This window comes from Planomicrobium sp. YIM 101495 (assembly GCF_009707665.1).
GTDB lineage: Bacteria > Bacillota > Bacilli > Bacillales_A > Planococcaceae > Planococcus.
This window is the reverse complement of record NZ_WLZW01000001.1, coordinates 14,198-37,201: the sequence shown is the minus strand read 5'-3', so window position 1 is coordinate 37,201 and position 23,004 is coordinate 14,198. Positions and strand designations below refer to the sequence as shown.

Below are 23,004 nucleotides of genomic sequence, written 5' to 3'. Positions count from 1 at the left end.
TTTCTATTGCCTTCATCTTACCGCGCCCCTTGCGGCCGGTCGTTTGATTCACATGACATTCAGGGAGCCCAACATGACAATCTTGTCACTTGCGGATCCGGTCAAACTCATTGGAATGGGAAAACACCATTTCCATTGTCGTCCCGCCTGGCGGATCCGAATGTGCAGCGAGCCGGATGCCGATCCGCTCAGAGACCGTTTTGGCCAAATACAGCCCGAGGCCGGTCGCTGCGTTCTGGATGCGGCCCGTGCTTCCCGTGAACCCTTTGTCGAAAATGCGCGGCATGTCGTGCGGAGCGATGCCCGGCCCTTCATCGGAAATGGACAGAACAATTCGGCCCGCTTCCGTTTCGGCTGCTGTGATCGTAATCGTCCCGCCTTCCGCAGTGTATTTGACGGCATTCGTCAATATCTGCCGCACGACGAAACGCGCCCACTTGCGGTCGGTGGTAACACTGGAATCAAGGTCATCCATTTCGATCGCAATGTTCTTCTCCCGGCACCAGGCCATCAATTCGCGGACTTCAGGAGACACGACGCTTTTGACTTCGACCACTTCCAGGGCATAATCCGTTTCGAGTGACGGCAGCCGGGATATGTATAATTGCTGGTCGATGAGCAAATGCAGCCGCAGCCACTCGGAATCAATACGGCGCATCGCCGGCAGCTCCCTGTTCGCGTCCAATATCAATTTCATCGCGGTCAAAGGCGCTTTCGCCTCGTGCACCCAGGCAGCGATATAATCGCCCTGCACGACCGTTTCCCTCCGCAATTCATTCACCTTCTCCGCCTGGGACCTGCTCGTCTCCACGAGCATCTCATTCACCGCTTCATCGCGCCGGTAAACCCCTTCCGGCAGCGCTTCGTACCAGTCATCCGGCATCTCTTCGAGCAAACTCTCCAATTGCTTCACGTAAACCGTTTCTTTCCGGTAGCGCCAGTAAAGGAAAACGGCAAAACCGAAGAGCAGCAGGCCGTTCAGATAAAGCGCGGAAGAAAGCGTCACCGACAGACCCGGATCGATCCACAGCAGCACGTCCACAGTAAGCAGCAGCAGGAGGAAGCAGGCGATCCAGCTCTTCATATCCTGTAAATAGCGGACAAACATCCCATTCCCTCCTTCTATAATGTGACTGCCACGTAGCCGAGCCCTTTTTTCGTCAGGATCGCTTCGCCGAGCCCGAGTTCGGCCAGCTTCTGCCGGAGACGGGTGACATTGACCGTGAGCGTATTGTCGTTGACGAAACGCTCATCGTCCCATAATTTTCGGATTAGGTCGTCGCGCGAAACAATCTCGTTTTTCGCTTCGACGAGGACGGCCAGAATGAAGAACTCATTTTTCGTCAGCTCGACGTCCACACCTTCTTTCCGGATGATGCCGCGTTTCAGGTCAAGCACCGCTCCGTTCCATTCGATCACGTCTGACACCTCGTCACCATATGAATAGACGCGGCGCAGAACCGCCTGGATCTTCGCCACCAGCACATCGGTATGGAACGGCTTTTGCACATAATCATCCGCCCCCATCCCCATGGCCATGACCATATCCATCGGATGGTCGCGCGACGACAGGAAGATGATCGGCACTTTTGAGATGGCCCGGATTTCCCGGCACCAATGAAAACCGTCATAAACGGGCAATTGGATATCCATGATGACGAGATGCGGCTCTTCCGAAACGAAGCTTCCCACGACGTCCTTGAAATCCGCCGGCCCCGTCACCCGCAATCCGTACTTCCCGAGCGATTCCTTCACCGATTCGAAAATCGCCGCATCGTCCTCCACAATAAACACATTCATTTCCATCCCGCGCACATCTCCTCTTTTTCCTGATAAAGGTAGTATACCAAACTGAAATGACAAGAAAACATCTGAGCGGCTGAACGTCCCGAAACGTGCCCCGACAGACGTTCCGGCGCCGGTACGGTATAATGAAAGGACACATACGATCCAGGCGGGGGTCTGTCCCGCCATTTCCAAAATGGGATTTCTTTCAGGAGTGATGCCATCCGTGCCGGAAAACAACGAAAACCTTCTGTACATCAGCAGCGGCCTGACCGTCATCTCGTCATTCATGATGGGGATGGTCGACGCCTATACCTTCATGCAGCAGAGCGGCGCATTTGCAAGTGCGCAGACCGGGAACCTTGTCATTTTGAGCGTCAAGGCGTTCTCCGGTGAATGGGCGCAAATGCTGAGCCATCTGTGGACCTTTGCCGGATTTGCCATCGGCGCTTTTGCGGGCGAAGCGATAAACGAACGGTCAAAAGACAAAGGAATCAGATCGTACCGCCATTATTTGCTCATCCGGGTCATTGTGCTCTTTGCGCTTGCGTTCTTCCAGGAGCAGATTACCGGGGCGGTCATGCTCGTGATACTCGGAACTCTTGCGGGATATGAACTCACCGTCTTCCGTAAATTCCGGGGAACGGCCGTCAATAACGCCATCATGAGCGGCAATGTAAAGAATATGATGAACGACCTTTATCATTATGTATTCAATAAAGATAAAGGAGCCAAGACGCGTGTCATCAACCTGGCTGCCATCATCTTTATTTTCATGCTGGGCGCCGGCGTCGGGACGCTGCTCACTTTATTGCATCCCAGCTGGGCGCTGTGGGCGGCATGCATCATTGCGGCCCTGGCCTATTTCTGGATGCTTTCCCCGGCGACCCGGACGTTCGAATGAATATGCGCTGCGGCCCGACAAACAGAAAGCGGGCGTCTTCACTGAAGAAGACGCCCGCTTTTTCGTGGCCGGAGGATCAGACCGCCAGTTCCGTTCCCAAAAATTCCTGCATTCTCTGCGCATGCTTATCGAGCATGATCTGCCCGGTTTTTACGCCTTCCGCACGCAGCACTTCGATGTTCTGCATCAGGAATTCGTCGCTGCCGACAACATAGAACAGGCCGTCCTGATCCGCTGCCAGTTCTTTTACTGCCGCATAGTAATCTGCACGGTTGTCGACGAACTCTGCCGTGAAGTTCTTGTCAGGCGCTGAAGTGAACAGCTCTGTGAACAAAAACTCTTTGGATGAATCGACATTCAGCGAATGGATGCGGTTGACGTTATCCGCACGCTCGAAATAATCCAGTACGAGCGGTCTGAAAGTGGCCAGGCCGACTCCCGCTGAAAGAAGATAGACATTCTTGTCTTCACGCTTCAGCGGCACGTTCGAATGAGTTTTGAAAATCGCCACTTCCCCGCCGACGCCAAGGTCGCGCAGGATCGATTTGAATTCTGAGCACTCCTCTTTGATGCGCGTCGTGATACCGACGTATTTTTCGTTCGGCAACGTCGAGATCGACATATGGCGGATAAGGCTGCGGTTCGGCTTTTCGCCTTCGTTGAACCCTCTCAAGGCCAAATGGAGATGCGAACCTTCTTCCCATGTATAACCTTCCGGGCAGTCGAGCATGAAAGTTTTCACTTCAGGTGATTCATCGATAATCTGATTTATTTTCGTCCAGTAAATTTGCATTGGATTTCCCCCTCGTTCAATTGAGTTCCTTCATCTGCTTTCAGTATACACTAATTGAAAACTATTCTCAATTGAATGATATTGAATTATGGAAGTTGTTCTATGACAGAAAAAAGCAAATTGGACTGTCCGCTTTTTAGCTTATTCCTTTAAATTTCAGAATGTAATGGGTTGACTTTCATCTTTGTTGATGTAATATATAAATTACATTATGTAAGATATATATTACAAACGGCGGTGAATGGATGAAGAATAATGTAAAGAAATCGCGGATAAACAAGGACATCACCCAGGAGCAATTGGCAAAGCGGGTGGGTGCCACGAGACAAACGATCGGGTTGATCGAAAAAGGCGAATACAACCCGAGTCTTCATCTCCGTGTCGCCATTGCAAAAGAACTAGGAAAAACACTGGATGAATTATTTTGGGAGGTTGAGTAAAGATGAAATCATGGATATCTGTCCTATTGCCTGACGACGAATACAAAGAGAAAAAGATGATGCAATTTCTTTCGGAAGGAGCGGTCCTGCTTTTCATATCACTGATAGGCACACTTGTCGTCAGCAATTTCATCGTCTTGGACACAGAAACAATCCTCTTCCTGCATATCGCATTGTTTGCCGTTTATGTTCTCGGAAGGTACATCGTTTCAGGCATTGAATTCACGGATATCGTGACGGAGCAGGAATACCGGAAAGAACGCAGGGTAATCATTGTGAAATCCGCCGGCTTCACTGCCATTTTTATCCTGCTTTATTCTGCCATTAACGGGTTCCCGGCTGACATCTGGGGATGGCTCAACATTGGAGGCGTTTCGGTGTTGGCAGGGGTATTCATGTTTCCTGATCAACTTCATTTCCCTGAGACGTTCTTACAAAAAGAACAGGGATTTGACATAAATAATAAAACGAATCGGCCCGGAAAAGTCGCCTTCCTGACTTCTTCGGGCTATTATCTTTCACTGATTTTCAGTCATCATCTTAATCAAGAGTTGAGCATACAATGGTTAACCATGAATTTAATTGACTTAATAGACGGAGACAATACAATAAAAGCAATGATCCCAGATTCATAACGGGCAGATTCTTTCGGCCAATGGCGGATTGGCATCCGTGCGGTAAAATCAGCATAACTCTTATAAAATTGAACCCTGAATGGAAAGCGCTTGAAAAAGCGGCTTTCATTCATGGTTCTTTTTTAAGGAAATACATTTATTTCAGGCTCTGCCGCATCCCGGCAGCCTTTATTGATCTGCGTCTTCTTATTGATCTGAATCGTGCCAAGGAGTATAAATCCGCCCAGTGTCAGTATCCAATACGAAATCAATTTCCGGAAATTTCGAAGGAGGAATGTGTTCAAATCGGTGGAGTCTGCAAAATACATCCGCAAAGCCCCTGGGATCGAACGACAGACGGGCTGTTTCACGGTACATCCTTATCAACTGCTTCCTGGAGCATTTCTTCCCGCTCAGGAAAGCGCGGCCGTAATTAGCCGTCAATCTCAATGATCGTGTCATCATGCCTGGTTGCTAGCCGGCTGTATAGCTTAGATTTTCAACTCTTCGATCGGCTGCACAAGAATCCCTGCATCGAGAGCATGTGAGCCGATGTCGCCTGCAAACCATAGTTCCCGTTCAATATAACCGTCTTCATCATCAATCACTTCCGCAAAACCGGTTATCCCAAAATGACCGGGAACGGCTATCCCCCACTCGGTTGTCCATTTTCTCCACTTTCCTTTTCATTTCCCGGACTTTCTTTTTGTCCATATTCTATTCTCCCTCCCGATCAATTCAGAATCATCATTTACTGTGCCCCTCCGACACTGGATCAGTTTTTTTTACAAGTGCAAGCAGCAGGATCATCCCGATGATGCACGCGGTGCCGAGCCATTGATAAACACCGAATGGCTCATGCAGCCAGAATACTGTCGTTAATACGGCAGCGAGCGGTTCGAGGCTGCTGAGAAGGCTCGTTTCCTTTGGGGAAAGGCTCTGCAGGCTTTCGATGTAAAACCAGAACGCGAGCATCGTGCCGAACAGGATGACGAACAGGAGATACACGTATACTTCCAGTGTAAAACTCGCAAAATCTGCTTGCCACGGCGGTCGGACCACACTCAGTGCCAGCCCCCCGATGATCATTGCCCATCCCACAATGACCATGGAGTCGAAACGGGCCAGGAGCGGAATGGCGTAGAGCGTATAGAATGCCAGCGCCACCGCTGACAGGACTCCCCAGATGACGGCCAGGAGCGGGACAGACAGACCTGAGAGGGAACCGTTCGTCAGCAAGAGGAAACAGCCACTGAGTGCAAGTGCCACCATGACACTGTCCATGCGCCTGAAGACGGTTTTCCGCCTCAGCACCAAGTAGATAATGATCATGACCGGCGCCAAATATTGGAGCAATGTTGCGACCGCCGCATTCCCTTGATTGATCGATGCCAAATATGTGTATTGGACCGCGAGCATCCCGAACAATCCGTAGATGACCAGTGACATTGCTGTGAACCGGGTCTTCCAGATGTCGAAAACCTGTGAGTCGCCGCTCCGGATGTATTGGATCGCCAGCAGCAGGACCCCCGCGATGAGCAGCCGGATCGTAACAAGCCAGTCAACATCGATTGCGTGCTGCTGGAACAGCTTCTGCGCCACCGTTCCGCCCACTCCCCAAAATATTGCACCGGAGATGACAAGAATCATGCCTTTCGTTCGTTTGTCCATATTCATTCCTTTCCGCACGCCACGCATCTGCGGTCGCGGTCGGCTTCCCCGTATATTCTCAATTCTTTTTCCTGTCCGCATACTTGGCAGTGTTCAAAATATATCTGCGGGAGAACTCCTGCTTCTGCCAGTGGCACCCATTGGTCTTCGTACAGTTTTTTTGTCATGCCGTAATCGATCAGGACAAGCTTGCCTTCTGAATCGATTCCGTAATTTCCGCTGTCTTTCAAATCGAATCCATCTAGGTTTTCACTTATTTCTGCGAGTGCTTGCCTTAAATCGGTAGTGATGCGCTGGTCTGCCTTCCAGTCCAAATCATATGTTTCACCATTTTGAAGCGGCAAAGCTTCATAGAAGGGCTGTACTGCAAATTTTCCGTTCACAAAGAGAATCGGTGCAATATTATTTGCGAGGTCCTTCGCCAATAAATCATTGTATATATTCTGTTCATTGACACTTTGCATGTACCCTAATTCATGCAGATGCTTCTTAACGACAACGTCTTCTATCCTATAAACTTTTCTCGTCGAGCCGATGCCGATGAAGTTTTCTTCATCGAATAAATCGACTGAACGCTGAGTAAACGCCACTATTGAAAACACGTTGTCGCCTCCTCGTATTTTTACATTTTCTCAGGCGCCGCTACTCCGAGCAGCCGCAATCCTTCTTTCAGCACAATAGTCACGGCTTCGACAAGCGCGAGACGTGCTGCCTGTTCCCCGTCTTCACCGAGAATTTTGACGCGCCCGTAGTAGGAATTGAATTCCTGTGAAAGTGCGATCAGGTATCTCGCGATTTGACCAGGTTCATTTTGTTCAAAACTGTTTCCTATGACATCCGGAAATGCCAGCAATAATTTGACGGCCGGCCAGCTGTACACGTCATTCAATGCGAGTGAACCGCCTTCAGAAGCACGCCCTGACGCTTTTGCAAGAATCGAGCATGCCCGTGCATGCGTGTACTGCACATATGGACCGGTCGCCCCTTCAAATGCGAGCATGTCTTCGAGCGAAAATTCGACGTTGTTCATCCGCTCATTTTTCAAGTCGTGGAAGATGATTGCGCCGATCCCGACGGTGCGGGCAATTTTCTGTTTATCCGCGATTGCCGGATTTTTCCTAGCGATACTTTCTTCCGCCATTGCAATGGCTTCGTTGATCACTTCTTGAAGCAGGACGACTTTCCCTTTCCGGGTCGACATTTTCTTGCCGTCTTTCAAAATGAATCCAAAGGGGACGTGGACCATATCGTTTGCCCAGCCGAAGCCCAGTTTCTCGAGCACGTGGAACAATTGCTTGAAGTGCAGCGACTGTTCCTGGCCGACAACATAGAGCGACCGGCTGAAATCGTATGTCTCCTGCCTGTACAGAGCCGCTGCCAAATCACGTGTGCCGTACAATGTTGCACCGTCCGATTTTCTGATGAGGAACGGCGGCAGATTATATTCCGTCAACTCGACCACGTCAGCGCCTTCCGACCGGCTCAGCAATTGTTTCTGTTCGAGCAAGTCGATCGCTGCTTCCATCTTATCATTATAAAATGCTTCGCCGGCGAAAGAATCGAAACGGATGCCAAGCATTTCGTAAATGCCGCCGAATTCCTGCAGCGACTCGTCCCGGAACCAGTTCCAGAGTGCCTGCGCTTCTGCGTTGCCATCCTCGAGCTGCTTGAACCATTTGCGCGCTTCGTCCTCCAGCTCCGGCTGATTGGCTGCACGCTCATGGAATTCGACATATAACTTCAGTAACTCCTGAATTGGTGATTGCTTGACCTTTTCTTCGCTGCCCCACAGCTTATATGCCGTAATGAGCTTACCGAACTGCGTACCCCAATCGCCGAGGTGATTAATCCGGACCGTCGCGTAACCGTTTTTCTCCGCAATGTTCGCCAGTGCGTTGCCGATGACCGTCGAGCGCAGATGGCCCATCGAAAAAGGCTTGGCGATGTTCGGAGAAGAAAAATCAAGCGTGACTGTCTTTCCTTCACCTGTTTTCAATTGCCCGTATGCAGCTCCGTCAGCCAATACTTTCTGTAATATGTAAGAACTGACCTTTCCTTTATCGAAAAAGGCATTCACATACGGCCCGTCTGAAACAATGCGATCGAATAGTGGGTGCTGCATGCGGGCGGCGAGTTCCAAAGCGATGACAGCCGGCGATTTTTTAAATTGTTTTGCCAGCGCGAAACAGGGAAATGCGAGATCCCCCTGTGTGTCGTGTTTCGGCTGTTCGGTCAGCGCATTGATTTCTTCCTCTGTCAGCATGCCGGCCAATTGCTCCGTGGTCATTTCTACAAATGCTTTCCGTAATTCCATCTCCATCTTCCCCTTTTCAGCAAAATAAAAAACCCCGCCTCTGTAATTCTACAGAGACGGGATTCCCCGCGGTACCACTCTTATTGTCCATATGAAAATGGACCCCTTCGAATACGGTAACGGGTCCTCCCCGGCAACGCCCTACTGCAATTTTTCAGGCCGCTTCTCAGAAGTGCGGTTCATCATGGCTTCAGCGCCGGGCTCCCACCGCCCCCCGGCTCGCTTTTTGCATCCAGTCATGATTACTCTCTTCGTCACAGAATTTGATATTTTCAGGTATGTTATATCAGATGTGTCGGAAAGTCAATCAGCGGATTTTTACAAACCTATTCAAAGTCCAAAAAAAAGACCAAAAGCAGACGATCGTCGCTTTCGGCCCTCCTTATCTTCTTTCTTATTTTCCTAGTTTCACCCGCTGCAAACGCAATGAGTTCAATACGACTGACACAGAGCTGAACGCCATTGCTGCGCCGGCTACCCACGGTGCAAGCAGTCCGACAGCAGCGATCGGGATGCCGACTGTGTTATAGGCGAATGCCCAGAACAGATTCTGCTTGATGTTGCGCATCGTTTTGCGGCTCATGATGATGGCATCCGCGATACTGTTCAGGTCGCCGCGGATCAACGTGATGTCCGCCGCTTCCATTGCCACATCCGTGCCTGTTCCGATGGCCATTCCGATATCAGCTGTCGCAAGAGCAGGGGCGTCATTGATACCGTCTCCGACCATCGCCACTTTCTTGCCTTGCTGCTGCAATTTCTTCACTTCTTCCGCTTTCCCTTCCGGAAGCACTTCCGCGATGACCTCATCGACACCGACTTCTTTGCCAATCGCCTGTGCCGTCCGTTCGTTGTCTCCTGTCATCATGATGACGCGGATCTTCATATCCTGGAGCCGGTGTATTGCGTCGCGGGACGTTTCTTTGATCGTATCCGCCACAGCCACGAGACCGGCATACTCGCCGTTGACAGCAGCGAGCATCGCTGTTTTGCCGTCGCTTTCCAGCTGCTCCATTTCAGGCAGGACCGGTTCGATATCGATCCCGTATTGCTGCATCAATTTACGTGTCCCCACAATGACGCCTTGCCCTGAAACGGTCGCTTGCACGCCGTATCCCGGAATGGCCTCGAAAAACTGGACTTTTCCGAGTTCGATGCCTTTGTCCTGGATCCCTTGCACGATCGCTTGGGCCAGCGGATGCTCGGATTGTTTTTCGGCTGCACCGATCAAGGACAGGAATTGCTCCTCATCTTGTCCGACAGCCAGTGAAACGTCCGTCAGCACCGGCTTACCGTGCGTGACCGTTCCCGTCTTATCGACAACAACCGTGTCGATGCTTTGGGTCTGTTCCAAATGCTCGCCACCTTTGAACAAGACACCCATTTCAGCTGAACGACCCGATCCGGCCATGATGGAAGTCGGTGTCGCGAGACCGAGTGCACACGGGCAGGCGATGACAAGCACCGCGATCAACACTTCAAGTGCCGGTGTAAAATCACCCGGCTTGACCAGGAAGAACCAGACAAGGAAAGTCAGAATCGCGATTCCGACAACGATCGGCACGAAGATCCCTGAAATCTTGTCCGCCATTCGCTGGATCGGCGCTTTCGTCCCCTGGGCGTCCTCGACCACTTTGATGATTTGGGCCAGTGCCGTATCACGCCCTACTTTCGTTGCTTTCATCCGGATGAAGCCGTTGCTGTTGATGGTCGAACCGTATAGTAAGTCGCCAGTAATTTTATCCACCGGCAGGCTTTCGCCTGTCAGCATCGATTCATCGATTGCCGTTGTCCCCTCCAACACTTCCCCGTCGACCGGGATTTTTTCACCAGGCTTTACAAGAATCGTATCTCCGATCACCACTTCTTCCAGCGGCACTTCCGTTTCGATTCCGTTGCGCAGGACCAGCGCCGTTTTTGCCTGAAGGCCCATCAATTTCTTGATCGCTTCAGATGAACGGCCTTTCGCTTTTGCTTCAAACAGTTTCCCCAGCACAATAAGCGTGATCAAGACCGCACTCGTCTCGAAATACAAATGCGCTGCATGGGGGGAACCGGCGTGTATGATCGCCTGATAGACACTATAGAAATAAGCGGCTGAAGTCCCCATCGCGACCAGCACGTCCATATTGGCGCTGCCGTTACGGAGTGACTTGTAAGCACCTACGTAAAACTGCTTGCCGATAATGAACTGGACCGGTGTCGCAAGCAGCATCTGGAACCACGGATTCATCAAGATTTCCGGGACGTATAAAAACGAAGTGAATGAAAAATGCGCGACCATCGTCCATAATAAAGGCAGAGATAAGAGGGCTGAAAAGATGAACTTCCGCTTTTGATCCTTGATCGCTTTTTCACGGTAATCGACTTGTTCGACATCATCCTGCTTCTGATGCGCACCGTAGCCGAGCTTCTCGACTTTGGCGATGATGTCCCCGATCGTCACTTCAGATGGATTAAATTCGATTGTCGCTTTTTCGAGTGCCAAGTTAACGTTCGCCACATCGATGCCGCTCATTCTGTTCAAACCTTTTTCGACACGCGTCGAACATGCTGCACACGTCATGCCCGTAATATCGAATTCCGCTTTCTGTTTGACGACACCATATCCCAGCGCATCGATCTTCTTCTCGAAGTCCGCTTCGTTCAGCTTCGCCGGATCATACTGGATGGATGACTTTTCAAGCGCCAAGTTGACGTTTGCTTTCTCAACCCCGTCCATCTTGCTGATGCCTTTTTCGATTCGTGTCGCACACGCTGCACACGTCATGCCGGTGATTTGGAAACTGGCTTCTTTCGTTTTGGTTGCCATGGTTGTTCTCCTCCTCCCACATACTACCTAGGGGTATATTTGTCTTAAAAAGAAAGGGTGCTGAGCGAGCACCCTTATACGACGTCGTATCCTTGGTCTTCGATCGTTTCCTTGATTTCGTTCATCGACGTTTTCGCGTCGTCATAGTTCACTGCCACTTGGCCATTTTCAAGATCGACTTTCACAGAAGATACCCCTTGAAGTCCGCCTACACTCGTCTCTACCGCTTTCACGCAATGTCCACATGACATGCCTTCAACTTTTAAAGTTTCATTCATTCTCTTTTCCTCCTCGAATTGTATTTACTTTACCCTACCATACCCCTGCAAGGTATCACAAGCTTAATGTTCATCTTACTTCGTCATCGTTTTCATGACATCCATCAATTCATTGATCGCTTCTTCACCTTTGTTTTCTTTAATCGCTTTTGCGACACAATGATGCGTATGGTCTTCCAGTAAGGCAAGTGACACTTTATTCATCGCTGCCTGGATCGCACTGACCTGATGAAGGATATCCACACAATAACGATCATTCTCCACCATCTGATGGACACCGCGTACTTGCCCTTCGATCCGTTTCAACCGGTTCAAAAGCTGCTGCTTGTTGGGTTGCACTGTCGATTTCATCGTTTCTTCCATTCGCCGGACCCCCCTATTCCTTATACCCTATACCCTATACCCTATACCCTATACCCTATACCCGTATTATACTAATGATTGTATTGTTCGTCAAAACAAAGGTTTTCTGATCCATTCAATAAAAAAAGCCACCCTTCATCAGGACGGCTTCTTACATCTCCCATATCTAATTTCAGCGATTGGACTGCGAGATTATTTTTTATCAGCGGATTTTTCTGCAGCAGCTTCTTTGTTGCTCTTACTCGTATACGGCTTAAAGCTCTTCGCCTTGTTCGAAGCCGACTTCCAGCGATTCCAGCCCTTCTTGCCGGTTCCTTGGCCGACGCCGCTTTTCTTCTTCTCTTTTGCCATTTCCATCACTCCATAACTATCTTGCATTATAGCATGATGACCCCGGCTTCGCACATTTTTCAATAGCGTTTCAAAACACTGCTCCAGAGAAGCGCACACAAAATCAACATCATTCGCTCCTTAAATCTCTTTGCGCGATGATTTGTACTCTTGAGCCAAGAAAGTGAATTGTCCTGCTTCAAAATCAAATACCGGTGTTACATCATATTCCGTTTTGTTGAGATTATCTATTCTCGATTCTTTAGAATCCTTTCTTTTCACGAGTCCCGGAGAAATCATTGGTATACTTATGAAAGCAGCTGAGACACAGCGCATACAAAGGACGGGATTAGTTGAAACGATTAACGCCGACAGGTGAATTCATCTATACATATGCTTATCATCAAGATGAGAAAGAATTATGCCAGCTGGAAATGCGCGCATTTTTCGGGAAAGACACTGAAGAAAAAATCTTGAAAAGTCCAATTGGCATCCACCCAAGCAGAAGCCCATTTATGAAAGTAAGGGTTGAAGTATTATTTGAAGGTGCGGAACTGGCTGATATTTTGAAGCAGGCCGCTGAAATGGATCTGGAAACTAACACGTTCAAAGTGATTTTCCCGAAAATCAATGGCCTCTCCACAGCTGAACAAGTGGATTTCGAGGGGAAACGTGAAATTGAACGGAAGGTTGGCGCCGTCATCACAGGAGAAGCAAATCTCCATCATCCCGATGTTACGTTCGGACTGATTCCTTATGATGGCCGCTGGTATTTCGGGAAGTACGATGAAAGCGAATCTTTTTGGTTTAAGCATCAGCGAAAACCGCGGGAATATTCCACTGCGCTGAGTACGCGGGTCGCTCGTGCGATTGCCAATATCGCTGTACCGAATCCAGCAGGAATCAAAGCAATCGATCCTTGTTGCGGCATTGGGACGGTACTGGTCGAAGCAATATCCATGGGAATCGACCTTGTCGGCCGGGACATCAACCCACTGGTCGTTGACGGTTCACGGGAGAATATCGCGCATTTCGGCTTGACGGGATCCGTCGAATTAGGGCCAATCGCCGATATCATAGTGCAATATGATGTGGCCATCATCGATATGCCGTATAATCTCTATACGCACGTCACATCTGATGAGCAGCTAGATATCCTGAAAGCCGCATCACGGTTCACAGATAAATTGATTGTCGTCACAATCGAATCCATCGACCACATGATTGAAGAAGCTGGCTATAGTGTCACCGATCGATGCGTTGCCAAAAAATCATCGTTCCTGCGGGAGATTCTTGTATGTGAGCGGACAGAGAGTCAAAATTGAACGACTGTGTATTGAAGCACTAATTGTTTCTAATGTAAAATACATGTAGAACTTTATTTTTAGAGGATATCATGGAAAACATTATAAGATTAATCGGTTTAGTTATTTTTTTATTTTTACTATATGCTCTCTTTATAACAGAAGAATCCAGTTCCCTGACTACATTAACAATGATTGCAAGTGGCACAGCTATTGTATTATCTTTTGTTTCCATTAAAGACTCAAAAACCCCAAAAAAATAACTGAAATCAAAAAGCGCAATCCACTCACGGATTGCGCTTTTTTGTTCGTCGATTTCCGTTGAAGTGTTTGACATTTCAAAAATATGATGTAATATATAAATTTCATATGACACATATATATTGCAAAGAGCGGGTGGAACAATGAAGAATCATGTGAAGGTGACAAGGATGAGCCTGTCCATCACACAGGAACAATTGGCCAAGCGGGTCGGAGCGACAAGACAGACGATCGGGTTGATCGAGAAAGGGCAATACAATCCCAGTCTCCAACTTTGTATCGCGATCGCGAAGGAACTAAACAAAACGCTAGATGAATTATTTTGGGAGGTCGAGTCGGAATGAAATCTTGGATATCTTTTTTACTGCCGTCTGATGAATACAAAGAAAAGAAAATGCTGTATTTCTTCTCGGAAGGAGCGATCGTTCTTCTCCTTTCTCTATTCGTTACATTTATTTGCAGCAGATTTATGAGCCTCGATGTGGAAACAGTTCTATTCCTGCATGTTGGGTTATTCGTCGTTTATGTCCTTGGCAGATATATCGTCTCGGGCATCGAATTTACCGATATCGCGACTGTGCAGGAGTACAAAAAAGAGTTAAGAGTGGTGCGCATCAAATCGATCGGATTCACCGTAATCTTCTTTTTATTGTATCCTCTCGTTAGCGGAGTACCAGCAGATATGAGTAGCTGGATCGGCATTTTTCTATTTTCGGCGCTCGCCGGATTGATGATGTTTTTCATTAATTGCACCTCGCTCAAACGCTCCTATAACAGGAATAAAGAATTGATGTAAGCTGGACAAAAAACGTTCGTAAATGTGTGAAAACACTTTACGAACGTTTCTTTTCTCTCTCTATATCTCCATTCCGACCTCTTCGAACGTCGCCATATTCTTGATTATCCCACAAGCCGCTTCTACGATTGGGAACGCGAGTGCAGCACCCGATCCTTCGCCTAGGCACATGTCCATGAACAGCATCGGCTCAATGCCCATAAGTTCATCCGCCTTCTTCCCGCCAGGTTTAGCGCTTGCGTGCGATGTCACAAGTAGCCTTTCGCATTCGGCTCAATCGACACCGCGATCAACGCTGTAATCGTCGAAATATAGCCGTCCACGACCACCGGGATTCGATTCGCTGCCGCTCCGATCATCACGCCTGCCATGCCTCCAATTTCCAACCCACCCACTTTTGGCAAAAAATCGATCCCATCGTCCTTGTCCGGCGCGTTGAGTTCGATTGCCTTCTTGATGACTTGCACTTTGTGCGGAATTCCGCCATCGCCGGTTCCCGCTCCTCTTCCTGTAATCTCAACAGGATCGATGCTACCCAATACAGACAAGATAGCTGTGCTCGGCGTCGTATTCCCAATTCCCATTTCCCCGGTCCCTAGCAGCTGCACACCTTTGTCTACTTGCTGCTGTACCATCTCAATGCCGGTCTCAAGTGAACGGATCGCTTCTTCTCTTGTCATCGCAGGTCCATTCGCAAAATTGTCGGTACCATTCTTAATTTTGCGGTCGATTACTTCCGTTCAGCTCGGATAAATTCCTTTCACACCGATATCCACGGCTACAATTTTTGCACCGGCCATTTTCCCTAACACGCCGACTCCCGCAAGACCTTTCGCGATGAACGTCGTCTGCGCATACGTCACTTCCTGTGGATTGGACGAAACACCTTCTTCATAAACGCCGTGATCAGCAGCCATCACAATAATCGCCTTCCGCTTCACTTCCGGATACAGCTCCCCTTGAATGCCTGCTAATTGTACTGCCAGGTCCTCCAATCGTCCAAGACTCTTCGGCCTGCCCACTCTTTCTCTCGCATTTTCCATCACTACCTCGTTCAGTGGTTCAATTCGGTTCATCGTCTGTTGTAATAAATTCATCTCCATCTTCCCCTCCACAAAATAAAAAGCCTTCCGTTTATTTGCGCAGCAAATAAACAAAAGACTTTTCCATGATCTTTATCCAGTTCGCAAACAGGCAGGTCTCCTGGCTTTGGATCATTGTTCGACCGACCTTCCCAGACCGAAATCCAGTGGCTTGCCCGGTTGAACTCCCCGTTACAGTGGCGGGACCGCTGAAGAATTACACTCCATTCCCTATTCTCCCCGAAAGGCACATGTTACTCATGAATATTCATTTCCTTCATCTTACAATGGGTTTGAAAAGTTGGCAAGCTTGGTCGGCGGGTGGCGGTTATTTTTCCTATCAACTGTTTTTCCATCTTAAAATATTCTCTGTCCCCGCCGTTTCATTTCCTTAGCAATCAATTCGAAGGTCTTCAATTTGTCCTGAAAATCATATGCCATCGACACGAACATCACTTCGTCAGCTCCGTAGTCTGTCGCGAGCTGCTCGAGTGCATCCCCGACTTGTTGCGGATTTCCGACGATCATTCTCTTGCGGTTTTCTTCGACGAGCAGTTTCTCGAATTTCGTGTACGGATAATTCATCGCGCGTTCCGGCGGCGGTGTGCCGTTCGACGGGATGCCTTGCGCACTTTGTGCGAGCGCCAAATCCATTGATGAGGCGACGCGTTCCGCTTGTTCCGCTGTTTCCTGGCATACAGCGAAAATCGTGACACCGACATATGGCTTGCTGCCTCCGGATGTTTGGAAATTATCACGATACGTTTTAGCGAACTTTTGCCCGCCTTCTCCGTTGATGAAATGGGCGAACATATACGGCAAGCCTTTTTCCGCTGCGAGCCTTGCCGAGTTTTCACTCGATCCGAGCAGCCATACAGGAGGTACGCCTTTTGCCAGCGGGGTCGCTTTCATTCCATAATACGGATGGTCTTCAGGGATCGCATCATGCAAATACATGTGCAGTTCATCAAGCTGTTCCGGGAATTTCGAAGCGTCACGCAGCTTTCCATCGTTCAAGGCATACGATGCGCGCGGCATTCCGCCTGGCGCACGGCCCATGCCTGCATCGATCCGGTCTGGATAAAGCGCATGGAGTAGCTTGAAATTTTCTGCGATTTTGAACGGTGAATAATGCGTCAGCATGACACCACCCGAGCCGAGTCTGATCGTCTCTGTCGCTGCTCCCAGTCGCGCAATCAGGATTTCCGGCGAGGAGCCGGCAAGTGTCGGCGCATCGTGATGTTCCGACACCCAAAAACGTGTGTAGCCCCACTCTTCCGCCTTCCCGGCAAGTTTCACCGTCTGCTGGAGTGCTTCCGAAGCAGTACTGCCTTCTGAAATAGGCGATTGGTCTAGAATACTATAGCGGATCATATTCTTCCCTCCTGTCATTTCACTGCATATCCAAGCGAGCGCAACACATTCTTCATGAAGAAATGCGATGCGATCAAGACATCTTCCCGCTCCGGTTCCTGGAACAGATCGTGGGATGCATGTTTCCACTCCTTGAAAGCGAATTCGTTCAAGCTTTGGTTTTTCAGCCAGATTTTTGGCGCTTCTTTGTCTGTAACGATGTCGTTTCCTCCGGTGTGGACATAGAGTGGAATGTCGGGTAAACGGATCTTCCCTGCCGCGATCTGCTTCATATAATGCTGCAGCTCACGGTACCATTTGATCGTGACGACCGGGCGGTACAATGCGTCTTCTTCCAATGCTTCGATCGTGTCCGGATTGCGCGTCAAGTCATGGACCGTCAATCCGTGATCGACTTTCAAACTGCCCATCAGTTTATGCAGGCCGGACAAAGCACCTGCTGCCTTTGAAGGTGTTTTCTTGAGTTGAAGCCACGGTGACGTAAATACAACGCCTGCAACGGGTGGTTTTGCCGAACTTAAGTAACTGATGGCGAGCATCGCACCGAACCCGTGGGCGACGATGAACACCGGCAACTCTTCCGCCATCGCTGTCCGGACCATTTCGTCGATTTCCTGCTCGTAGATAGCAAAGTCGGTGAGATGCGCTTTTTTCGTCGTCCGTCCTGATCCATGTCCAGCCAAATCCCGCATGACGACGTGAAACCCCGCTTTCTTCCACTCCTCGATTTGCCAACTGTACCGTTTGTGATGTTCATACGCACTATGTACAAGCACAATCACACCATTCGCCTGTCCTTCCGCCTGCCATTTCCACATCTGCTCTTCCTCCTCATTGCTGCAGTTTCCCCGTGCTATCTTGACCTTTGGAACACAAATGATACCATTATACATATCTTATTTCGACCAAAGGAGTTTTTCCATGATCTATCCATATGACGGCAAACACCCGCAAATAGATCCATCCGCTTTCATCGCGGACTTCACGACAATCACCGGCGATGTCACCATCGGCTCTGAATCCTCCATTTTCTTCAATACGGTCATCCGTGGCGACGTCTCGCCGGTCATCATCGGCAACCGCACGAATGTCCAGGACTTGTGCGTGCTGCATCAAAGTCCGGGCAAGCCACTCATCCTTGAAGACAATGTAACGGTCGGCCACCAAGTGACGCTCCACAGCTGCATTGTCCGGAAAGGTGCGTTGATCGGCATGGGCTCGGTCATCCTCGACGGTGCGGAGATTGGCGAAGGAGCATTCATCGGCGCCGGCAGCCTCGTCCCGCAAGGAAAAGTGATTCCACCGGGCATGCTCGCATTCGGCCGTCCTGCGAAAGTGGTGCGTCCTTTGAATGATGAGGATATCAAGGATATGAAACGGGTCGTTCGCGAGTATGCGGAAAAAGGTGCATATTATAAATCATTGCAAAATCCGAAATAAAATGAAAAAGTCCGGGATGAGCTAGAGCTCTTCCGGACTTTTTTAATGACGGCTTATAAAGACTCGAGCGCCTGCCCTGTTTCGTGTTCACCTTGCAAAACCTCGAAGATCTTGTTATACGTGTTCGGCCGGTCGATCACGCTGACGAGGACATTCGCCACATCGGCACGCGGAATCGAGCGGTTCTCGAACGATTCGAACCCTTCCGTCGTCGCTTCGATCTTTCCGGATTTCTCTTCATCCGAAAGCGGCCCCGGACGGACGATTGTATATTCCAGTCCCGTCGTCAGCAACAGATCATCCGCTGCACGTTTTGCGACCAAATATGGTTTCATCGATTCCCCGCCGGCATCCGGATTGTCGGTTCCTACCGAGCTCAATTGTACAAAGCGCTTGACGCCTTTTTCTTCCGCGTAGCGCATCGCTTTGACCGATCCCCATAGGTCGATTGTCAGCGTTTTGTCCGGTCCCGTCTTCGGCCCTGAACCCGCTGCGAAAATGACGGCATCCACGCCGTCGAACGCGTCGCTGAAATCTTTCTCCAAATCGGCCAGCACCACTTTCGCTGCGCCCAATTCTTTCAGCGTGTCGACTTGCTGTTCTTTGCGGACCATGGCAACTGCATCGTGATTCGATTCCGCCAGTTCTTTGACGATATTGCGTCCGACTTGTCCGTTCGCTCCGATTACGAGTATATTCATTCCAATCCACTCCTTTAGAATTGCTCACTTTCCTCTCTTCCCGCTGTGTGGACCGGCGAAACAACCTGGTTTTTGTGATACTGCAACTACGCGGCTGGATACTGCAACTAAATCAATTATTCTGCAATCAAACGCGAAATATTGAAAATGCTCCTGCTTCTGTCTCGCTTCGCTGCTTCGTCGCAGAAGTAGTAGCAAGACTGCCTCTAGCTACTAATTTGCAACCCCCCCTACCAACCAAAAAAAAACCGGTCCAGAACGGGGCAACTCCCCATTCCGAACCGGCTTTCCGATTAAATTCCCGCTTGTTCTTTCAAAGCAGCTGCTTTATCAGTGCGTTCCCACGGTAAATCGATGTCCGTGCGGCCGAAATGGCCGTACGCTGCCGTCTGTTTGTAGATCGGGCGGCGCAGGTCTAACATTTTGATCAGCCCTGCTGGTCGCAAGTCGAAGTTGCCTCGGACAAGCTCGATGAACTTCTCTTCGCTAACTTTCCCTGTTCCGAACGTATCGACTGAAATCGATACCGGATGGGCGACGCCGATCGCATATGCGAGCTGCACTTCGCATTTATCCGCAAGGCCGGATGCAACAATGTTCTTCGCTACGTAACGCGCTGCATAAGCACCCGAGCGGTCGACTTTCGTCGCGTCCTTGCCGGAGAATGCTCCGCCGCCGTGGCGTGCATAGCCGCCGTACGTATCGACGATGATTTTGCGGCCAGTGAGTCCTGCATCCCCTTGAGGTCCACCGATAACGAAACGGCCTGTAGGGTTGATGAAGTATTTCGTCTCATCGTCCAGCAAGTTCGCCGGAACGACTTCCTTGATGACATATTCTTTGATGTTGCGCTGGATCTGTTCAAGCGTCACTTCCGGGTGGTGCTGAGTGGAAATGACGATCGTGTCGACACGCAACGGGTTGTTGTTCTCATCATATTCGACAGTCACCTGTGTTTTGCCATCCGGACGCAAATAAGGAAGAATCTCTTCTTTGCGCACTTCAGCCAGACGGCGTGCAAGTTTATGCGCCAACGAAATCGGAAGTGGCATCAATTCCTCGGTCTCGTTGTTCGCATAACCAAACATCAAGCCCTGATCCCCTGCGCCGATCTCATCAAGTTCTTTGTCTGTCATCTGGCCTTCACGTGCTTCCAGTGCCACGTTGACACCCGCTGCGATATCCTGCGACTGCTCGTCGATCGCAGTCAGCACTGCGCTTGTTTCGGAGTCAAAGCCGTATTTCGCACGTGTGTAGCCGATTTCCTTGACCGTTTCACGGACCACTTTCGGGATATCGACGTACGTTGAAGTCGTGATTTCGCCAGCCACAAGCACAAGGCCGGTTGTTACGGTTGTTTCACACGCCACGCGTGCGTTCGGGTCTTCTACTAAAATTGCATCGAGGATCGCATCCGAAATCTGGTCACAAATCTTGTCCGGGTGGCCCTCCGTTACTGATTCTGATGTAAATAAACGACGGTTTGTCAAAAAAAGCTCCTCCTTATATCCTGCGAGATTGCTCTCGAAATTGATACGGTACTCATTTCCCATGTCAAGTCCGTTCCAAACATACTGGATTGAACTTCAAGCTGTGTTCAGCCGTTGCACACGAGGATTAAGGGCATTTCTACAAGAAAAGCGGAACTGCCTGCCACACAGACAAAGCTCTTCTTTTGGCAAAAAAAATCCCTTCCATCATTTTCATGAGGAAAGGAAGTATTAACCGCAGCACCTTTCACTCTTATCGTCCAAGGCATCAATGCCTTGCTTCAGGTTGGGCACCATCGCTGCGCGTTGCAGCAGGTTGCCGGGCTTCATAGGGCCTGCACCCTCCACCAGCTCGGAATAAGAGTATCCGTTCAATTTTTCATCATACGGAATTTACGTGTCACTGTCAAATGGTTTCGGATAAAACAGGAAGAATCCTTGTTCGCTCCTACACTAACCTGAGCATGATAATAGATCGACATAGTCCACAAAAGCGCTGCCCCGTCTATCTTCATGCCTTCCCTGACAAAACAGAATTCCACTTTCTGAAGTTATTAGTATAGACTAATGAATGAAATGTGTTATACTAATCTTCGAATCTAAAAACCTCCCCATCACATTGGGAATAAGCGAAAAGGAAGGTACATATATATGACGACAGTTAACTTCGAAAACGGACTACAGGAGCTTTTGAACGGCGAGAATATTCACGTGCAATTGTCTGTTCCGCGTTTAGTAGAAGAAGCGACATCCCGTGGGGAAGCGGTATTGACAAGTGAAGGCGCAGTAACAGCGAAGACTGGTAAATATACCGGCCGCTCGCCTAAAGATAAATTCATTGTAGACGAAGAGATCTCGAGAGACAAGGTTGATTGGGGCACAGTGAACCGTCCGATCTCTCCTGAAGTGTTCGAGAACCTATACAATAAAGTATTGAACCACCTGAAGGAAAAAGACGCATTGTACGTCTTCAAAGGCTTCGCAGGGGCTGATCACTCGTCACGCCTGGCGATCCAGACGATCAACGAATACGCATGGCACAACCTGTTCGCACACCAATTGTTCATCCGTCCGACAGAAGAAGAACTGGCTTCCCACAAAGCGGAATTCTCGGTTGTATACGCACCGACCTTCCAAGCGGATCCAGCTGTAGACGGCACGGAGTCCGAAACATTCATCCTTGTATCGATGGAAAAGAAAATCATTCTGATCGGTGGAACTGAATATGCCGGCGAGATGAAGAAATCGATTTTCTCAATCATGAATTACATCCTGCCTGAGCAAGGCGTTCTTCCGATGCACTGCTCGGCGAACGTCGGTGAAGAAGGCGATGTGACATTGTTCTTCGGTCTATCCGGCACTGGCAAGACCACTTTGTCAGCTGACGAAGACCGCAAATTGATCGGCGATGACGAGCACGGCTGGTCTGACAACGGCGTCTTCAACATTGAAGGTGGCTGCTACGCGAAGACGATCAACTTATCCCGCGAAAACGAGCCGCAGATTTTTGATGCGATCCGTTTCGGTTCCGTACTCGAGAACGTCATTGTAGATCCAGATACACGTATCCCGGACTACGACGACGGCTCGTTGACTGAAAACACACGTGCTGCATATCCGATCCAAGCAATCGACAACATCGTCGACCCATCGGTTGCAGGACATCCGAAAACAATCGTCTTCCTGACAGCTGATGCGTTCGGCGTCCTGCCCCCGATCAGCCGCCTGACGAAAGAACAGGCGATGTACCACTTCCTAAGCGGTTACACGTCTAAGCTTGCAGGTACTGAGCGTGGCGTCACTTCTCCGGAAGTAACCTTCTCGACTTGCTTCGGTTCACCTTTCTTGCCGCTCCATGCGACAGTTTACGCTGAAATGCTTGGTCAAAAGATTGACGAGCACGATGCACAGGTGTTCCTTGTGAACACTGGCTGGACTGGTGGCGAATACGGCGTAGGTAGCCGTATGAAACTGAAATACACGCGTGCAATGGTTCGCGCAGGAATCCATGGTGAACTTAACGACGTGAAGATGGAGAAAGAATCCGTTTTCGGTCTCGAAATCCCGGTTGAAATTCCAGGCATTCCTACAGAAGTCTTGAACCCACGCAACGCTTGGGCTGACAAAGATGCATACGATAAAAAAGCGGCGGAACTTGCACAGAAATTCAAGGACAACTTCGAGAAATTCGGCACAGTTGCACCAGAAATCAGCAAATTCGGTGGTCCAACAAACGACTAACACAAAACCCC

23 protein-coding genes, 1 pseudogene, 2 riboswitches and 1 other annotated feature are annotated in these 23,004 nt (G+C 49.5%); of the genes and pseudogenes, 9 read left to right on the top strand and 15 right to left on the bottom strand.

Features of this window, described 5'->3' with window-relative positions:
• Window positions 1-85 precede the first annotated feature (85 nt).
• Window positions 86-1,108: a sensor histidine kinase gene (locus GIW82_RS00295; protein ID WP_230309120.1), complete on the bottom strand. Its 1,023-nt coding sequence runs from the start codon at window positions 1,106-1,108 to the stop codon at window positions 86-88.
• 14 nt (window positions 1,109-1,122) lie between these two features.
• Window positions 1,123-1,800, bottom strand: coding sequence for a response regulator transcription factor (locus tag GIW82_RS00290; RefSeq protein WP_154749527.1), 678 nt, complete (start codon window positions 1,798-1,800; stop codon window positions 1,123-1,125).
• A 181-nt stretch (window positions 1,801-1,981) separates the two neighbouring features.
• Between GIW82_RS00290 and GIW82_RS00285 the strand changes: the two genes are divergently transcribed.
• Window positions 1,982-2,689, top strand: coding sequence for a YoaK family protein (locus tag GIW82_RS00285; protein ID WP_154747946.1), 708 nt, complete (start codon window positions 1,982-1,984; stop codon window positions 2,687-2,689).
• A 76-nt stretch (window positions 2,690-2,765) separates the two neighbouring features.
• Here the strand turns inward: GIW82_RS00285 and GIW82_RS00280 are convergent, their stop codons facing one another.
• Window positions 2,766-3,482 (bottom strand): dihydropteridine reductase, encoded by a 717-nt coding sequence (locus tag GIW82_RS00280; RefSeq protein ID WP_154747945.1) that lies wholly within the window; start codon window positions 3,480-3,482, stop codon window positions 2,766-2,768.
• Window positions 3,483-3,727: 245 nt separating this feature from the next.
• Here GIW82_RS00280 and GIW82_RS00275 point away from each other — a divergent pair, with 245 nt between their 5' ends.
• The 3 genes from GIW82_RS00275 to GIW82_RS00265 are packed head-to-tail and all read left to right on the top strand — an operon-like array spanning window position 3,728 to window position 4,973.
• Window positions 3,728-3,922 carry a helix-turn-helix transcriptional regulator gene (locus tag GIW82_RS00275; protein WP_154747944.1) on the top strand — a complete coding sequence of 65 codons (195 nt, stop codon included), beginning with the start codon at window positions 3,728-3,730 and terminating at the stop codon, window positions 3,920-3,922.
• A gap of 26 nt (window positions 3,923-3,948) precedes the next feature.
• Complete coding sequence (locus GIW82_RS00270; protein ID WP_154747943.1) at window positions 3,949-4,557, top strand: hypothetical protein; 609 nt, start codon at window positions 3,949-3,951, stop codon at window positions 4,555-4,557.
• Between the two features lie 20 nt (window positions 4,558-4,577).
• Window positions 4,578-4,973, top strand: coding sequence for a hypothetical protein (locus tag GIW82_RS00265; protein WP_154747942.1), 396 nt, complete (start codon window positions 4,578-4,580; stop codon window positions 4,971-4,973).
• 310 nt (window positions 4,974-5,283) lie between these two features.
• On the opposite strand, the gene GIW82_RS00255 is transcribed toward GIW82_RS00265, so the two are convergent.
• From GIW82_RS00255 to GIW82_RS00225, 7 genes are all read right to left on the bottom strand, one after another.
• Window positions 5,284-6,207: an EamA family transporter gene (locus GIW82_RS00255; RefSeq protein WP_195913905.1), complete on the bottom strand. Its 924-nt coding sequence runs from the start codon at window positions 6,205-6,207 to the stop codon at window positions 5,284-5,286.
• Window positions 6,208-6,209: 2 nt separating this feature from the next.
• Entirely contained in the window at window positions 6,210-6,809 is a 600-nt protein-coding gene (locus GIW82_RS00250; RefSeq protein ID WP_195913904.1) for a protein kinase, read from the bottom strand.
• 20 nt (window positions 6,810-6,829) lie between these two features.
• Complete coding sequence (gene argS, locus GIW82_RS00245; protein ID WP_154747940.1) at window positions 6,830-8,521, bottom strand: arginine--tRNA ligase; 1,692 nt, start codon at window positions 8,519-8,521, stop codon at window positions 6,830-6,832.
• Window positions 8,522-8,570: 49 nt separating this feature from the next.
• Window positions 8,571-8,788: a binding site (T-box leader), on the bottom strand.
• A 127-nt stretch (window positions 8,789-8,915) separates the two neighbouring features.
• The gene (locus GIW82_RS00240; protein ID WP_154747939.1) at window positions 8,916-11,333 is read right to left on the bottom strand and encodes a heavy metal translocating P-type ATPase; all 2,418 of its coding nucleotides are present in this window, start codon (window positions 11,331-11,333) and stop codon (window positions 8,916-8,918) included.
• A 74-nt stretch (window positions 11,334-11,407) separates the two neighbouring features.
• Window positions 11,408-11,611 carry a copper chaperone CopZ gene (gene copZ, locus GIW82_RS00235; protein ID WP_154747938.1) on the bottom strand — a complete coding sequence of 68 codons (204 nt, stop codon included), beginning with the start codon at window positions 11,609-11,611 and terminating at the stop codon, window positions 11,408-11,410.
• Window positions 11,612-11,686: 75 nt separating this feature from the next.
• Window positions 11,687-11,974 (bottom strand): metal-sensitive transcriptional regulator, encoded by a 288-nt coding sequence (locus GIW82_RS00230; protein WP_154747937.1) that lies wholly within the window; start codon window positions 11,972-11,974, stop codon window positions 11,687-11,689.
• A 192-nt stretch (window positions 11,975-12,166) separates the two neighbouring features.
• Window positions 12,167-12,352, bottom strand: coding sequence for a DUF3934 domain-containing protein (locus GIW82_RS00225; protein ID WP_370455933.1), 186 nt, complete (start codon window positions 12,350-12,352; stop codon window positions 12,167-12,169).
• A 305-nt stretch (window positions 12,353-12,657) separates the two neighbouring features.
• Here GIW82_RS00225 and GIW82_RS00220 point away from each other — a divergent pair, with 305 nt between their 5' ends.
• The 3 genes from GIW82_RS00220 (at window position 12,658) to GIW82_RS00210 (ending at window position 14,665) form a co-directional block, all read left to right on the top strand.
• Window positions 12,658-13,629 (top strand): TRM11 family SAM-dependent methyltransferase, encoded by a 972-nt coding sequence (locus tag GIW82_RS00220; protein ID WP_154747936.1) that lies wholly within the window; start codon window positions 12,658-12,660, stop codon window positions 13,627-13,629.
• A gap of 383 nt (window positions 13,630-14,012) precedes the next feature.
• Entirely contained in the window at window positions 14,013-14,213 is a 201-nt protein-coding gene (locus tag GIW82_RS00215; RefSeq protein ID WP_154747935.1) for a helix-turn-helix transcriptional regulator, read from the top strand.
• Complete coding sequence (locus GIW82_RS00210; protein ID WP_154747934.1) at window positions 14,210-14,665, top strand: DUF3278 domain-containing protein; 456 nt, start codon at window positions 14,210-14,212, stop codon at window positions 14,663-14,665. Before GIW82_RS00215 ends, GIW82_RS00210 begins: the two co-directional genes overlap by 4 nt.
• Before the next feature lie 60 nt (window positions 14,666-14,725).
• Here GIW82_RS00210 and cobT read toward each other — a convergent pair.
• The 3 genes and pseudogenes from cobT to GIW82_RS00195 form a co-directional block, all read right to left on the bottom strand.
• Window positions 14,726-15,708, bottom strand: a pseudogene (cobT, locus tag GIW82_RS00205) (nicotinate-nucleotide--dimethylbenzimidazole phosphoribosyltransferase).
• A gap of 133 nt (window positions 15,709-15,841) precedes the next feature.
• A riboswitch (cobalamin riboswitch) is annotated at window positions 15,842-16,017 on the bottom strand.
• 87 nt (window positions 16,018-16,104) lie between these two features.
• Window positions 16,105-17,121 (bottom strand): LLM class flavin-dependent oxidoreductase, encoded by a 1,017-nt coding sequence (locus tag GIW82_RS00200; RefSeq protein WP_154747933.1) that lies wholly within the window; start codon window positions 17,119-17,121, stop codon window positions 16,105-16,107.
• A 14-nt stretch (window positions 17,122-17,135) separates the two neighbouring features.
• Window positions 17,136-17,939 carry an alpha/beta fold hydrolase gene (locus GIW82_RS00195; protein ID WP_195913903.1) on the bottom strand — a complete coding sequence of 268 codons (804 nt, stop codon included), beginning with the start codon at window positions 17,937-17,939 and terminating at the stop codon, window positions 17,136-17,138.
• A gap of 103 nt (window positions 17,940-18,042) precedes the next feature.
• On the opposite strand from GIW82_RS00195, the gene GIW82_RS00190 reads away from it, so the two are divergent.
• Window positions 18,043-18,561, top strand: a complete 519-nt coding sequence (locus GIW82_RS00190) for a gamma carbonic anhydrase (protein WP_154747931.1) — start codon at window positions 18,043-18,045, stop codon at window positions 18,559-18,561.
• 53 nt (window positions 18,562-18,614) lie between these two features.
• Here the strand turns inward: GIW82_RS00190 and GIW82_RS00185 are convergent, their stop codons facing one another.
• Together GIW82_RS00185 and metK are read right to left on the bottom strand one after the other, a co-directional pair.
• Window positions 18,615-19,262: an SDR family oxidoreductase gene (locus GIW82_RS00185; RefSeq protein ID WP_154747930.1), complete on the bottom strand. Its 648-nt coding sequence runs from the start codon at window positions 19,260-19,262 to the stop codon at window positions 18,615-18,617.
• Window positions 19,263-19,555: 293 nt separating this feature from the next.
• Entirely contained in the window at window positions 19,556-20,752 is a 1,197-nt protein-coding gene (metK, locus tag GIW82_RS00180) for a methionine adenosyltransferase (protein WP_154747929.1), read from the bottom strand.
• Between the two features lie 250 nt (window positions 20,753-21,002).
• Window positions 21,003-21,116, bottom strand: a riboswitch (SAM riboswitch).
• 287 nt (window positions 21,117-21,403) lie between these two features.
• Between metK and pckA the strand changes: the two genes are divergently transcribed.
• The gene (gene pckA / locus GIW82_RS00175) at window positions 21,404-22,993 is read left to right on the top strand and encodes a phosphoenolpyruvate carboxykinase (ATP) (protein ID WP_154747928.1); all 1,590 of its coding nucleotides are present in this window, start codon (window positions 21,404-21,406) and stop codon (window positions 22,991-22,993) included.
• Window positions 22,994-23,004: the final 11 nt, after the last annotated feature.

Excerpts from the sequence above, each read along its gene's own strand:
- pckA (WP_154747928.1), top strand. The coding sequence starts at position 21,404 with ATGACGACAGTTAACTTCGAAAACGGACTACAGGAGCTTTTGAACGGC.
- GIW82_RS00290 (WP_154749527.1), bottom strand. The coding sequence starts at position 1,800 with ATGAATGTGTTTATTGTGGAGGACGATGCGGCGATTTTCGAATCGGTG.
- GIW82_RS00230 (WP_154747937.1), bottom strand. The coding sequence starts at position 11,974 with ATGGAAGAAACGATGAAATCGACAGTGCAACCCAACAAGCAGCAGCTT.
- GIW82_RS00200 (WP_154747933.1), bottom strand. The coding sequence starts at position 17,121 with ATGATCCGCTATAGTATTCTAGACCAATCGCCTATTTCAGAAGGCAGT.
- copZ (WP_154747938.1), bottom strand. The coding sequence starts at position 11,611 with ATGAATGAAACTTTAAAAGTTGAAGGCATGTCATGTGGACATTGCGTG.
- GIW82_RS00255 (WP_195913905.1), bottom strand. The coding sequence starts at position 6,207 with ATGGACAAACGAACGAAAGGCATGATTCTTGTCATCTCCGGTGCAATA.
- GIW82_RS00185 (WP_154747930.1), bottom strand. The coding sequence starts at position 19,262 with ATGAATATACTCGTAATCGGAGCGAACGGACAAGTCGGACGCAATATC.
- GIW82_RS00285 (WP_154747946.1), top strand. The coding sequence starts at position 1,982 with ATGGGATTTCTTTCAGGAGTGATGCCATCCGTGCCGGAAAACAACGAA.
- argS (WP_154747940.1), bottom strand. The coding sequence starts at position 8,521 with ATGGAATTACGGAAAGCATTTGTAGAAATGACCACGGAGCAATTGGCC.
- GIW82_RS00280 (WP_154747945.1), bottom strand. The coding sequence starts at position 3,482 with ATGCAAATTTACTGGACGAAAATAAATCAGATTATCGATGAATCACCT.
- GIW82_RS00215 (WP_154747935.1), top strand. The coding sequence starts at position 14,013 with ATGAAGAATCATGTGAAGGTGACAAGGATGAGCCTGTCCATCACACAG.
- GIW82_RS00210 (WP_154747934.1), top strand. The coding sequence starts at position 14,210 with ATGAAATCTTGGATATCTTTTTTACTGCCGTCTGATGAATACAAAGAA.
- GIW82_RS00265 (WP_154747942.1), top strand. The coding sequence starts at position 4,578 with ATGGCGGATTGGCATCCGTGCGGTAAAATCAGCATAACTCTTATAAAA.
- GIW82_RS00190 (WP_154747931.1), top strand. The coding sequence starts at position 18,043 with ATGATCTATCCATATGACGGCAAACACCCGCAAATAGATCCATCCGCT.
- GIW82_RS00275 (WP_154747944.1), top strand. The coding sequence starts at position 3,728 with ATGAAGAATAATGTAAAGAAATCGCGGATAAACAAGGACATCACCCAG.
- GIW82_RS00225 (WP_370455933.1), bottom strand. The coding sequence starts at position 12,352 with ATGCAAGATAGTTATGGAGTGATGGAAATGGCAAAAGAGAAGAAGAAA.
- GIW82_RS00295 (WP_230309120.1), bottom strand. The coding sequence starts at position 1,108 with ATGTTTGTCCGCTATTTACAGGATATGAAGAGCTGGATCGCCTGCTTC.
- GIW82_RS00195 (WP_195913903.1), bottom strand. The coding sequence starts at position 17,939 with ATGTGGAAATGGCAGGCGGAAGGACAGGCGAATGGTGTGATTGTGCTT.
- GIW82_RS00240 (WP_154747939.1), bottom strand. The coding sequence starts at position 11,333 with ATGGCAACCAAAACGAAAGAAGCCAGTTTCCAAATCACCGGCATGACG.